Raw genomic sequence first — 12,773 nt, forward strand, 5'->3', positions numbered from 1 at the left:
GGTGCATGGTCGCGCTGCTGATGTTCACCGCCGTGTGCTGTGCCGCACCAGTAGGGAATGCGATCAGCGCGTACGTCGCGCTGAAGACAGGTGCACAGGATGACGGCGGGATCGCCGAAGGGGGAAGTGCCGCGGACATCCCTGCCCGGATGCTGGCCGCCTACAAGAAGGCCGCCGCGCAGGTCGGCAGGTACGCGCCGAAGTGCCAGGGCATGCGCTGGCCGGTCCTCGCCGGGATCGCCAAGGCCGAGTCCAACCACGCCATCGGACGGGACATCGCCGACAACGGAGACATCCGCCCGAAGATCTACGGGGCGCTCCTCAACGGCTCCGGCCAGGGCGGCAACACCACCGTCTTCCCCGACACAGACGGCGGCACGTGGGATGGCTCCGGGCACGGGGAGCGCGCCGTGGGCCCCTTCCAGTTCCTTCCCTCCACCTGGGAGTCGATCGGCAAGGACGCCAACGGTGACCGTGTCGCCGACCCGCACAACGCCGACGACGCCGCCCTCGGCGCCGCGGTCTACCTGTGCGGCGGCCGTGACCTGACGAAGCGGCCGCAGCTGAAGGCCGCGATCTTGCAGTACAACCACTCCGACGAGTACCTGGCGAACGTGCTGGGGTGGATCGACCAGTACACGGCAGCCGCTGAAGGCCCCGATCTGAAGGACTTCTCCGGAAAGGTCCGCACCGTCATCGATGCCGCGCTCTCCCAGCGGGGCGTGCCCTACTCGTGGGGCGGCGGCAACGCCCAGGGACCGTCGTACGGGATCTGCTGCTCGCCCAGCGGCAGGAGCGGCGCGCGCATCAAAGGCTTCGACTGCTCGGGGCTGACCACCTATGCCTACGCCAAGGTGGGCATCGGCCTGCCGCGCACTGCGGCCGCGCAGGCCGGTCGCGGCCGGCGGATTCCCGCCGGCCTCGGCACCGGCGCCCTCAAGCCGGGCGACCTCGTCTTCTACGCCTACGCCCCCGGGCACGATTCCACGATCTATCACGTCGGTGTTTACACCGGTGGCGGTCAAATGATCAATGCCGCCCGCCCTGGCACCGTGGTCCGGCTGGACTCGGTGAACGCCATGTCCGGCTATGCGGGGGGAGCGCGGCTGCTGTGACCACGACTGCGCGCTCTGCGCGTCTGCTGGTGCTGAGCACTGTCGTCCTCGCCGTCGTCGGTGGCGTCACGCTGCTGGGCGTGCCACCCATCCAGCGGCCGCCGGCCCCGGCAACCGCGTCGGCGCGTGCAACCACGGATCCGCCCTCGGCTGCTGTACCTCCCGCGAGCCAGCCGGCCGCCCCCACGCCGCCCTTCCCCGCATCGGCTGCATCCACCGCATCGACGCCGTCAGCGCTCGAGCCCGAGCTTCCGCCACATGGCGAGGGCCCGGCCGGCGACCAGGCCATCCAGCACTCCCTGGATGCGGCCTGGCCCGCCGACCTTTCCGCCGGCGACGAACAGGAGCTCCTCACCGCGGGCCGCGCGCTGCTGCGCGCGGACGCCACCGGCGTCGGCCGCGCGAAGTGGCCGCAGATGTTCCCCGCCTCGGCCCAAGCGGTGGCGCCGGCGTTCGCCACCGCGCGTTTCCGGATCCAGGCGGCGATCGCCCGCCGGGACGGCAGCCCGGACAACGCGGTGGTGCATCTGGTGTGGGCCGGCATGGATCGGGGCGGCACCTTCACCGACCTGCGCATCAGCGACTGGCACTTCATCCGAACGACGTCAAAGAAGGGAACAACGACGTGGATTCCGCAGCCCCGCACCTGACTGACGGGCCTGAGCACACGGCTGCCGGCCCGGCGCTCGGACTGGTCACCGGCCTGGTTCACGCCGCCGACTGGGTCTACGGCCACTGGTACCTACTCGCGCTGGTCATCACCGTGTGCTGGCTCGTGGGCGAGTGGGTGGTACGCCGGCTCGCGGCCAAGGCTTCAGCCCAACGGATGGCTCTGGAGCTCGTTTCCACCCGGCACTTCGACCCGAGTCTGGAGGAGATCTTCCGGCGCGGTGTGCAGCTCGCCCGCGCGTCCACAGCCATGCCGTGGTGGGCGCCCCGCCGGGCGAAGTCGGTCCAGATCCGGCTGCGCGCGGACGGCAGTGCGCCGCTGCGTTACCGCATCGAGGGCCCGGCGGGTGGTGAGCGATTGCTGTCGGTAACGCCGTTCGGGCCGGACGTGACCGTCAACCGGGCGAGGCCGACCGTCGACACGCCGCGTGCGCACACCGTGCGGGCCGAGTTCATCCTGCGGGGCAAGATCATCTCTCCGCTGCGTGAGGTGCCGCTCAAGCCCGATCCCCTGCAGCCGCTCGTTGACGCCGTGGCCGACCTGCGTGCCGAGCTCGGTGACCTCGCCGAAATTCGGCTCGACATCCAGCGGGCACCGAAGTGGGCGCTGCGGGAGCGCCGCCTGCAGCTGATGGGTGCCGCGCGCCGGTCGGAGCGCCGGGAGGCCCAGCGGGCCGCGCGGTGGCTGCGGCAGGACGCCTCCGGCATCGAGGACTCCCTGGGCTGGCATCTGCAGCAGATGCTCACGGACAAGCCCGCATCTGGTGCCGGGCGGCGGCTGGTGATGCCGCCGGTGCCTCGGCGGGTGGAGCCGGCCGAGGCCCTGGGCAAGCTCGCTGAGGACGACCACCTGGTGCGCGTGCAGCTGCTGGTGATGTGTGCCTCGCACATTGAAGGCCGCGCCGAGGCCCGGCTCGCTCAATTGCAGGCCGCCTTGGACGTGTTCGGGGGCCGCTCAAGGTGGGCGATGCGTGGCTGGCGGCTGGGGCCGTGGCGGATCGGCGCCGACCACTGGCCCACCCGGAAAGGCTTCGAGCGGCGCTGGAAGCTCGGACACTGCCAGCCTCCCCGCGCAAACTGGCTGCGGCTGGAGGAACTGACGGGCCTGCTCAAGCCCCCGACCGTGCACTGCCGTCTGCCGGTACTCGCCGGTGACCTGCCGACCTTCAGCTTCGGCGATCCTCGGTTGCTGCTGCAGGGCATCTACCGGGGCCCGGACGGGCGCGAGCGGCTGGTCGCCACCTACGCCGAGGAGACCCTGTTCGAGGTGGGGGTCGGCAAGGCAGGCGGCGGCAAGACGGAGCGCGCCCTGGCGCAGGCGATCGGCTGGGCCCACGCGGGCGGTGGGCTGGTCTTCGTCGACCCGCACCGCGACTCATGGCCGCGCGCGGTGCCGTTCCTGGCCCACGACCACCTGATGCCGAGGATCGCGCTGGTCGACCTCAACGGGATGGGTGCCAATCCGCGGGTGAGTTCGTGGAATCCGCTCGGGATGCATCACGGGCAGGCGGCGCACGAGGTCGTCGAGGCGATCGCTGACGCCTACGCCTCCGCACTGGCCTGGGACGATGCGACCGCTCCGCGGGCGCTGACCATCCTCACCGCCGCGCTCACCGTGCTGGTCGCCATCAACGAGACGGCCTGCCGGGCCGGACAGCCCGAGGACCAGGCCACGATCTTCCACATGCGGGCTCTCCTCACCGACCCCGGGTTCCGCAAGGCTGCACTCGCCGCGGTGGCCGGCCGGCTGGACGAGGAGACCCGCGCATGGTGGCAGTCGGTGTTCCCGACCCTGCCGCCCGACGCGTTCGCCGTCGTCCTCAACCCGATCACCCGCCTGGCCGCCAACCCGGTCACCCGCGCCTTCCTCGGCCAGCCGGCCGGCGTCTACAACATCCGCGCCGCCATGGACACCCAGATGATCGTGTGGGTGTGCCCGGGCGGCAACGGGCCCACCGACCGCCTGCTGACCGCGCTCCTGGCCCGCGATCTGTTGCGCGCCGCACGCTCCAGGCGCAACACCCCGGAAGCCAAGCGGGTGCCGTTCCGCCCGTACTTCGATGAGCTGATCACCCTGACCGGCGCGGCCCCGGAGACGATCGCCGCGATGTTCGAGGACCTGCGCAAATACAAGTGTCACGTCCACGGCATGACTCAGCTGCTGTCCCGCCTCCCCGCGCCGGTGCGGCTCTCCCTGGTGCAGAACGCGTCCACGCTGGCCACCACCGCAGGGTCGAAGTCCGCGATCGCGCCCATCACCGCCGAATGGGGCGATGAGCCCAGCCCCGACCGGGTCGCCATCATGGAGCGCTTCGAGCACTACGTCTCCATGAACGTCCGCGGCCGCCGCGTCGGGCCCGTCCGGCTGCGCGGACCCTACCTCGACGACGTCTTCGCCGCCCAGGCCCGGCCGAAGCAGGTCGTTGCGCTGGAGCGGGCCGCCCAGGCCAACGCGCACGCGCTTCCGCTGGAAACGCTCACCGACCGCGCCGCCCAGCAGCTCGGCCGGGTCGCCGCCTTTCTCGCCGCGCACGCCCGTGCCGGCGTCGCCCCTGTCCGCCTGTCGAAGGAGAACGAATGGAACTGATCACCGCCCCGACTGCCGAGCGTGCCGCGGCGGGCTTCACGCCTAGTCCCGTCGAGCCCCTCAAGCATCAACTCCTGGCCACGCTCGCCCAGCACCGCATGGCCTCGACCAACCAGTTGCATGTGCTGCTGCGGCCCGACCGCTCCCGGCAGTCAGTTTCGGAGCGGCTGAACGACCTGCTCGGCGAGAAATTGGTCGACTTCGTCGTGCTGCCGCAGTCCAACCGCAGCCGGGTCTGGTATCTCACGCCCAAGGGCGCACGCCTCACCCGGGACTGGCCCGCGCTGCGGGGCCGGCCGCCGTATCCGATCACCTCAGCGACGGCCGCTTCGCTGAAGACCCCGCACACTCTCACGGTCCTGCGTACCCACCTGGCCTTCGTCGTTGACGCCCGCCAGCGCGGTGACGAGCATGGCCACTTGGACTGGACTCCCGAGGTGGGCCACGCGATCGGCGACGGGGAACGGGTCGTCGCCGACGCGGTCATGCACTACACGCTCATCGACGGTCAGCAGCGGCGCAAGCTGCGGGCGTTCGTGGAGGTTGACCGCGCCACCATGAGCAGCGAGCGCCTGGCCGCGAAGCTCATTGAGTACGCGAGGCTGTGGACGTATGAGCCGCAGACCGTCGGCCGGCGGCGGCAGGCGGTCGGGCCCGGCTGGCTGCGGTGGTTCCCGGTGTTTCCCCGGGTTCTGTTCGTGCTGACTGGTACAGGGCGTCAGGCGATGGACAACCGGATCAGCGACCTCAAGGCCATGGTCGCCCATCACCCGCTCGTGGCCGATATGGCCCGCGAGGTTCCGCTGGGGGCGGCCGTTCTGGAGGACCTGGACGAGTGCAATCCCACCGCTGACGTGTGGATGCCGCTGGCCGGCGGCACGCCTCGTCCGTGGACTGAACTATGACCCCGCGTCTCACCTACGGAACGTGCCCCGGCCAGAGGGCATCCGGTGTCCTGTGAGCCACCGGGGCCAGCCGCGGGGATAACCGATACGCGGTGATCTCGTTGTCACCCACAGTAGATGCCAGATGGCGCGCTCGGTCCGGCATCGCGTCCTGAAGTGTGCTGGCGCGCCGGGCGGCGGATAGAGAACTGCAAATCGAACTCGGGTTCCGAGAGTGACTGGATACGTCACAAGGATGTGAGCTGGACGCCAATATCAAACTGGGAAAGCGGTTGGCATATGCGTAATCATGCGGTCACGCAAACGGCATTACCACAGTTGGATCAGGCCGTAGTTCTGGGTCACCGCCCGCCGGAGGCCGGGAGTGACGGCCGACCGCACTGCGTCGTACGGGGAGGCAACGTGAAAGCTGCACAACGGCGGTTAACGGGGCACGTGCACGCCGTTGTTCGCACCCGGAAGCATGCAATCGCGCTGCTCCTCACCGGAGGTCTGCTGGTGCTGGCCGGCTGTAACAGCAGCGATTCGGACACGTCGTCCAAGGCCGGCTCTGCCTCTGCGGCGGTCTCGCCCGCGCCCAGTTCCACCGTCGACGCCGTCGATGCCGCTGTTCTCGCGGCGTACACCAGCTCCTGGTATGCACAGACCGAGGCCTACGGCAAGGCGTCGGTGGCGGGCACCGACCTGAAGAAGAGCACCACCTTGAGGGCCCTGTTCGATATCGAGCACGACCTCGAGGTCATGCGGAAAGCCGGACAGGTCACCACCGGAAAGCCAGTGATCCATCCGAAGGTGGTCAAGGTGACCACCGCCAAGATCCCCACGGCCACGGTGACGGACTGCATCGACACGACGCACTGGACGCTGATCGACAAGGCCTCGAAGAAGGAAGTCCCTCTGCCCACGACCCGGCTCATCAAATACGTCAGCACCGCGACGCTTGAAAAGTGGGGCACGAAGTGGATGGTCACGAAGTTGACCGCTCAAGAGCGGGCCTGCTAGCTCGGCGCATCGCGGCACTCACCGGCGCCCTCACCCTGGTCTCGGCGAGCATGGCGCACGCCGACGGTGATCCCGATGTCGGTGCCGGTAAGTGCCAGGTCATCAAGTTCTGTGTCAACGTCGGCGTGGGTGACCGGACCGGCGGCAGCGGCGGCCAGGCCGGCGGCTCGCAAGACGGCAGCGCCAGCGGCGACAGCAAGATGGACTGCAAATACACCAAGGTCGATCCCAAGCCACCAGCCGAATGGCCGGGCTGGAAGGGGGCCGACCCGAAGAAGAAGGACCTGTACTTCTACGGGTGCACGGACGGCGGTCCGGACAACCCGGACGGCTTCGTCGTCGTGCGGGCAGGTCAGCCTCCTGCGTCACAGGTCGACCCCCGGGAGCTGGCTCGGCGTGCGGTCGCATCCATGACGCTGCTGGGACCGGACATCGCGAGCCCGCGCCCGGCCGGGAAGTACACCGTGGGTGTCCCGATGTGGATGTGGGTCAAGCAGAGCCCGACCACGTATGGGCCGAACACCGCATCGGCCACGGCGGGTGGCATCACCGTCACTGCGACCGCCAGGGTGTCGGAGATCGTGTGGACGATGGGCGACGGTGCTTCCGTGGCCTGCAATGGGCCGGGAACGCCCTACAAGTCGTCCGATGGCATGACCCAGTCGCCGACCTGCGGACACGTATACGCCAAGACCTCGGCGGGTGTCCGGAACGGCACGTTCGCGGTGACCGCGACCTCGACGTGGACGATCAACTGGCACGGCGGCGGACAGGCCGACCGGCTCACCGAGGTCCGGCAGACCAACGTGCAGGTGGCGGTCGGCGAACTCCAGGTCGTCAGGTAACGCCACCGGAAGGACAGAACGTTGAGTAAGACCGAAGAACGCGCAAGCACCGTCCCGAGCGGCGTTCCCCGGCAGGGACACGTGGCCACTGTGGTGGCGCCGCCCCGAGTGTCAGCCCGCAGGCGACGCCCGGGCGTCATCGCCCTGTCGTTGGCGCTGATCGCCGCCGGCGGCGCCGGCGTTGCCGTCCTGCTGCTCCAGGTCGGCAACCGCACGGATGTGGTGACCGTGGTCCGCGACGTCCAGGTCGGCCAAGTCCTGGCCGAGGATGACCTCGGCAAGGCGTCCATCGCCCTGGACCCGGCCGTCAAGGCGGTGCGCGCCAGTGACCTGGAGTCGGTGGTGGGCAAGCGGGCCGCCGTGGAACTCAAGCCCGGCTCCCTCCTCACTCCCTCGCAGGTGACGAAGGACAACCTCGTCAAGGCCGGGGAGCAGTTGGTGCCGATCGGCCTGGAGCCCAAGCAGATCCCCGCCACCGCGCTGGCGCCCGGCCAGAGGGTCGAGCTGGTGCACGTCCCGGCCCAGGGCACCACGGATAGCGGCAAGACGTCCGACGCCGCTTGGCAGACCATCGACGGCCGGGTAGTGAAAGCGTCTGGCGCCGCCCCCGGCACGGGGATCGTGGTCGTCGACGTTGCCACCTCTGCTGCCGACGGCCCCACGGCCGCGGCGTGGGATGCGGCCGGCACCCTGCGGCTGGTCCTTGCTGCCCCGGACGGTAACTGATGGCTGTGATCGCGCTCGCAGGCTGCAGCGGCGCGCCCGGCGTGACCACGAGCGCGCTGGCCCTGCTGCTGTCGTGGCCACTTGAGGCGGGCCGGCGGATGATCCTGGCCGAGTGCGACCCGGACGGCGGGGCCGTGCTGCATGGCCTGCTGCAGGGCACGCTCGGCGACAGGTACGGGTTGCGCAACCTCTCGGTCGCCGCCCGCACGGGCGAGTTCAGCGACGCTTTCTGGCGGCAGCTGATCGATCTCAGCGGCGATGACGGCAGGGGCGAGTCCCCGCGCAACCGGCTGTTGCTGCCCGGACTCACCGACCCCGCGCAGGCGGCAAGCCTCGGCTCGGTCTGGAAGATGCTCGCGCAGATGTTCCGCGGCATCGAGTCCGAGGCCGCCCACGACGTCCTCATCGATCTCGGCCGCCGCGGCGCCTTTGGGCCCTCCGGGGTCCTGGCCGAGCGGGCCGACGCCGTGTTCTTGGTGGTCCGCAACACCCTGCGCTGCCTGCAGGCAGCGCAGGGCCGGGTCCGCGCCCTTCAAGAGCGTGTCGGTGACGTGAGCGTGGTGATGGTCAACGAAGGCCCGTATCCCGCAGGTGAGGTGCAGCGCGTGCTGCAGGTGTCGGTGATCGCCACTCTGCCGTTCGCGCCGAAGGACGCCCGCGTGCTGTCCGACGGCGCCGAACAGCCCCGCCACTTCACCAGGTCGCCGTTGATGAAGGCCGCCCGCACGGGCGGCACGCTGCTTGCCCAGCGGGCCGCGATGCGCCGGGCCCGCCTCGATCCACGCGGACTTCGCGCGACAGGCGGTGAGGTGGCCCATGCACGCTAGGCCCCTGCACCCCGACCCCACGGTGACTCCGCCGTCCCAGGGGTGGGCGCGGCATGTCAGCGGCGCGCCGCTGCCTGCCGGTGCCGCCTCCAGTCCGCAGGTACTCGGCACGGCGGCTCCGCAGATCACCGTCGATTACCGGGTGGCCCGGGAGATCGCGTCCCAGGTCGCCAAGCAGCGCGAGGAACTGCTCAAGACCCAGCCTGACATGGACCGGGCCAGCGAGGAGCAGCGCTGCCTGAACTGGATCGCTGAGGCGGTCGCGCTGTGGTCGGACTCCCAGGCGATGACGCCGCAGGAGGACGAGGCGCTGCGGCGTGCCGTGTACGACCTGCTCTTTCGGGCTGGCCGGCTCCAGCCGTACCTGGACGACGAACGGGTCGAGGACATCATCATCCAGGGCCCGCACGAGGTGTGGCTGGACTACGGCGAGGGCGAACGCCGCCGGGTCGGCCCGGTCGCGGACTCCGAGGAGGAGCTGCTCGAATTGCTGCGAGAGCTGGCCCGTGGCTCCGGGCACAGTGAGCGCACCATCTCCACCGCGAGCCCCACCCTGGCCCTGTCCTTACAGGACGGCTCCCGTCTGCAGGCCATTACCGGACTGGGGCCGATGACGTATGCGGTCATCCGCCGGCACCGGGTCTCCCATGCCGACCTTGACGATCTCGTACGGCTGGGCACCATCGACTTGATCCTGCGCGAGTTCCTCGGGGCGTGCGTGCGCGCCGAGAAGAACATCATGATCGCGGGCAAGCAGAAGGCGGGGAAGACCACGCTGCTGCGGGCCATGCTCAAGGAGTTCGACCCGGAGTGCCGGTTCGCCACGATCCAGACCGAGGACGAGCTGTTCTGCCACGCCAACGGCTACCACAGGCAGGTGGTTTCCCTCGTGGGGCGTGAGTCCAACGGGGAGAAGGACGTCACCGGGCGCAGCGCCGGCGAGGTAACGCTGTTGGATCTGATGCACCCGGCGCTGCGGATGTCGCTGGAGAGGATTGTGGTCGGCGAGGTCCGCGGCCCCGAAGTCGTCGCCATGATGCAGGCGCTGACGAACGGCGCCGGTGGCAACCTGTGCACCATCCACGCGCGTCGCCCGGACATCATCTTCGACCGGATCGCCGAGCTGTACGCACTCGCCCAGGAGAACCTGTCCGAGCAGCTCGCCTACCGACAGACCGCCAACGGTCTGGACTTCATCGTCTACGTCGACATGACGGACGAGACGCAGATCGGCGGCCGCCGCCACCGGTACGTCTCCCATGTCCTGGAACTGACCGGGATCGGCGAGAACGGCCGGCCCGCCACCAACGAGATCTTCTCCCCCGGCCGCGAGTTCGGTGAGCTGCGGGCGGTGCCTCGGATGGACCCGGGCTGCATCGATGACCTGCGCCGCGTCGGTTTCGACTCGTCGCTGCTGCAACAGCCGTACGGGGCCTGGCAGGCACCGCTGCCGCTGAAGGTGGAGGTGAGCCGATGACGGTGCTGTTCGGGCTGCTGTGTGGAATCGCCGTGGTCGGCGGTCTGGTCGGTGTCGTGGCCGGCGTCGTGGGCACCGCGGCGCCGCGCCGGGCCCCCCTGCACATGCGCTGGCAGGCAGCCATGCGCGGTGGGAAGAACCAGAGTGAGGACGTCCGCCTGCGGCGGAGAACCCTCCTGGTCGCTGCCGTCGTGGTGTTCGTGGCCGTGTGGCTGGTCTCAGGGAACTTCGTCGGCGGTGCGCTGCTGGGCGCGGCCGTCATCGGTGTGCCCTGGCTGATCGCCCCGGCGCAGCTGGCGCAGGAACGCATCGGTCAGCTGGAAGCGCTGAGTGAGTGGACGCAGCGGCTGGCCGGTCTGCTGCGGCTGGGCATGGGTCTCGAGCAGGCCATGATCACTAGCCGCCAGGGCGCCCCAGACGAGCTCGCGCCACAGATCGTCAGTCTGTCCGACCGTCTGCGCCTGGGGTGGCGGCCAGAGTTGGCGTTGCGCTCGTTCGCCGATGAACTGGACGATGTCACCGCGGACAAGGTGGTCGCCGCGCTCATCCTGTCGGTCAACGACCGCGGGCCGGGCCTGGCGCAGGCGCTGGAGGACCTGTCGGGCGCCGTCCGCGAGGAGGTCGCCAAGAAGCGCGCCATCGAGGCGGACCGGGCCAAGCCCCGCACCACCGTGCGGTGGATGACCATCATCACCGTGGGTGTCGTGGTGGCCGGGTTCTTCGTGCCGTCGTACACGAAGCCGTACTCCACGCTGCTGGGACAGCTCGTGCTCGCGTTCCTGACGGCGGGGTTCGTCGGAGTGCTCGCCCTGATGCGGCAGCTGGGATCCTTCCGCCGGATTCCCCGTTTCCTGGTCACCGACCCGACCAGCACCGTCCGGCTGCCCGCGGCCGCGTCGGAGCCGGAGGCGCCGGCCGCCGTCCGTGAGCCGGAGGGGGCCGCGCCGTGAACCTGCTTGCTGTTGTTGTGACTGGCGGCGTGGTCGGTGGCGGCGTTGCGCTGCTGATCCGGGAACTGCTGCAGCCCCAGCCGGCGCTGGGGCCTGCCCTCGAGCGCAGTGCGCCGGGCACGTTGACGATGCCGGAACCGGAACTGGACCGCGAGGAGGTGTGGGGCCGGTGGCTGCTGGCCCGCCTTGAGCGGCTTCCGGGCGTGAGCGTCCCCACCACGAACCTGGCCCTGCTCGGCCAGGGACCGAGCCAGTTCATGCTCAAGAAGACCGCGCTCGCCGCGCTGGGACTGCTCTGCCCTGTCATCGCAACGATCCCGTGGGTCATCGCCGGCGTGGGCCTGCCGTTCTACGTGCCCGCCGGCGTCGGACTCCTCGTCGCAGCCCTGCTGTTCATCACACCCGATCTGGCCCTGCGAGACCAGGCCAAGCGAGCGCGGGAGGAGTTCGCGCACGCCCTGTCCGCCTACCTCGACCTGGTCGCCCTGAAGCGGGCCGCCGGCGCCGGCCCCGCCGAAGCGCTGGAGAAGGCCGCCTGTGTCGGTGAAGGCTGGCCCTTCCTGTATCTCCAGGGCGCTCTGCGCCGGGCCCGGCTGGAGAAGATCCCTCCCTACCAGGCGCTCGCGGACCTGTCCGCCCAGTACGACCTGCCCGTCCTGGACGACGTCGCCGACATCATGCGCGGCAGCGCCACCGACGGTGCCGCCGTCTACAAGGCGCTGCGGGCCCGCACCGCGGCACTCAACGCCGAGCTCCTGGCCGATCAGGCCGCCGAGGCGAACGCAGCAAGCGAAAAGATGACCGCGCCGGGAGCCCTCTTGGCCGTCCTGGTGATGCTGCTGATGGCCTTCCCCGCTGTGATCCGCATGCTCACCGTTTAGACGATCCGGCTCGTTCAACGCTCCAGAGAGGTAAGCACCATGAAGCACACTGCATCCCGCGCCCGCCGTGCTGTGCTCCAGGCAACCGCCCACCCGCACACCGGCCCGTACAGCGGGTCCCGCCGTCCGGGTCGTGACCGCCGGGGAGCGCGTGTCTGGGCCGGCGCCAACCGTGCGGCCCTGCGTCTGACCACGCGCGTGCAGGAAAGCCTTCAGGAGGCCGCTCGTCGGCCCGACCGGGGCGACATCTCCACCACGACCGTCATCATCTGGGTGGCCGCCGTCACCGGTGCCGTTCTGATCGCCGGGACCATCACTGTCGTGATCGCCAAGTACAACGGCAAGCTCGCCAATCTGTGATGAGTCATTCCGAGGGTCTCCACGCCTGGTGGCAGGGGCGAAGATGGCGCGACGACGGCGGCGACACCAGCATCCAGATGGTAATCATCTTCCCGTTTGTGCTGCTCGCCACGGTCGCCGTCATCCAGGCCTCCATGTGGTACTACGCCCGGCAGATCGCCCTGACCGCAGCCCGCGAGGGCGTCAGCGCCGCCCGGGCCTACCAGTCGAGTCCGGCCGACGGTGCGGCACAGGCACGCAGCGTCCTGGGACGCACCGCGGGTGACAGCCTGCGCAACTACAGGGTCTTGGCCGGCGGCGACGGTCAGCGTGTGCGAGTGGAGGTGTCCGGCACGGCCCTGTCGATGATCCCTGATCTGCCGGGCCTGCACGTCACGCAGTCGGCGTCCGGCCCCGTGGAGCGCTGGACCGTCCCGGGGGAGTGATCTA

13 protein-coding genes are annotated in these 12,773 nt (G+C 70.0%); all 13 read left to right on the forward strand.

Going from position 1 to position 12,773, the window contains the following annotated elements; translation table 11 throughout:
- The first annotated feature begins 5 nt into the window (after positions 1-5).
- The 13 genes from IH25_RS0131275 to IH25_RS0131335 all read left to right on the forward strand — a co-directional run bounded on the left by IH25_RS0131275 (position 6) and on the right by IH25_RS0131335 (position 12,769).
- On the forward strand, positions 6-1,115 hold the full coding sequence (locus IH25_RS0131275; protein WP_245172930.1) for a C40 family peptidase: 1,110 nt from the start codon (positions 6-8) through the stop codon (positions 1,113-1,115).
- Positions 1,112-1,765, forward strand: a complete 654-nt coding sequence (locus IH25_RS0131280; protein ID WP_030618337.1) for a hypothetical protein — start codon at positions 1,112-1,114, stop codon at positions 1,763-1,765. Before IH25_RS0131275 ends, IH25_RS0131280 begins: the two co-directional genes overlap by 4 nt.
- A complete protein-coding gene (locus IH25_RS0131285) occupies positions 1,741-4,371 on the forward strand; it encodes a hypothetical protein (protein ID WP_030618341.1) in 2,631 nt (876 codons plus the stop codon). Before IH25_RS0131280 ends, IH25_RS0131285 begins: the two co-directional genes overlap by 25 nt.
- Entirely contained in the window at positions 4,362-5,276 is a 915-nt protein-coding gene (locus IH25_RS0131290) for a replication-relaxation family protein (RefSeq protein ID WP_051754268.1), read from the forward strand. The genes IH25_RS0131285 and IH25_RS0131290 overlap by 10 nt, the downstream gene beginning before the upstream one ends.
- A 402-nt stretch (positions 5,277-5,678) precedes the next feature.
- Positions 5,679-6,278, forward strand: a complete 600-nt coding sequence (locus IH25_RS0131295; RefSeq protein WP_157847046.1) for a hypothetical protein — start codon at positions 5,679-5,681, stop codon at positions 6,276-6,278.
- The gene (locus tag IH25_RS0131300) at positions 6,224-7,123 is read left to right on the forward strand and encodes an ATP/GTP-binding protein (protein ID WP_245172931.1); all 900 of its coding nucleotides are present in this window, start codon (positions 6,224-6,226) and stop codon (positions 7,121-7,123) included. The genes IH25_RS0131295 and IH25_RS0131300 overlap by 55 nt, the downstream gene beginning before the upstream one ends.
- 81 nt (positions 7,124-7,204) lie before the next feature.
- Positions 7,205-7,849, forward strand: a complete 645-nt coding sequence (locus IH25_RS0131305; protein ID WP_037655973.1) for an SAF domain-containing protein — start codon at positions 7,205-7,207, stop codon at positions 7,847-7,849.
- Positions 7,849-8,676: a hypothetical protein gene (locus tag IH25_RS0131310; RefSeq protein ID WP_030618354.1), complete on the forward strand. Its 828-nt coding sequence runs from the start codon at positions 7,849-7,851 to the stop codon at positions 8,674-8,676. Before IH25_RS0131305 ends, IH25_RS0131310 begins: the two co-directional genes overlap by 1 nt.
- Positions 8,666-10,153 carry a CpaF family protein gene (locus IH25_RS0131315; RefSeq protein WP_030618356.1) on the forward strand — a complete coding sequence of 496 codons (1,488 nt, stop codon included), beginning with the start codon at positions 8,666-8,668 and terminating at the stop codon, positions 10,151-10,153. Before IH25_RS0131310 ends, IH25_RS0131315 begins: the two co-directional genes overlap by 11 nt.
- Entirely contained in the window at positions 10,150-11,103 is a 954-nt protein-coding gene (locus IH25_RS0131320; protein WP_030618358.1) for a type II secretion system F family protein, read from the forward strand. Before IH25_RS0131315 ends, IH25_RS0131320 begins: the two co-directional genes overlap by 4 nt.
- Positions 11,100-11,984, forward strand: a complete 885-nt coding sequence (locus tag IH25_RS0131325; protein ID WP_030618360.1) for a type II secretion system F family protein — start codon at positions 11,100-11,102, stop codon at positions 11,982-11,984. Before IH25_RS0131320 ends, IH25_RS0131325 begins: the two co-directional genes overlap by 4 nt.
- A 39-nt stretch (positions 11,985-12,023) precedes the next feature.
- The gene (locus IH25_RS43035; RefSeq protein WP_030618363.1) at positions 12,024-12,344 is read left to right on the forward strand and encodes a hypothetical protein; all 321 of its coding nucleotides are present in this window, start codon (positions 12,024-12,026) and stop codon (positions 12,342-12,344) included.
- Complete coding sequence (locus IH25_RS0131335; protein ID WP_030618366.1) at positions 12,344-12,769, forward strand: TadE/TadG family type IV pilus assembly protein; 426 nt, start codon at positions 12,344-12,346, stop codon at positions 12,767-12,769. The genes IH25_RS43035 and IH25_RS0131335 overlap by 1 nt, the downstream gene beginning before the upstream one ends.
- Positions 12,770-12,773: the final 4 nt, after the last annotated feature.

It is taken from the genome of Streptomyces achromogenes subsp. achromogenes (assembly GCF_000720835.1).
In the GTDB taxonomy this organism is placed as follows: domain Bacteria; phylum Actinomycetota; class Actinomycetes; order Streptomycetales; family Streptomycetaceae; genus Streptomyces; species Streptomyces achromogenes.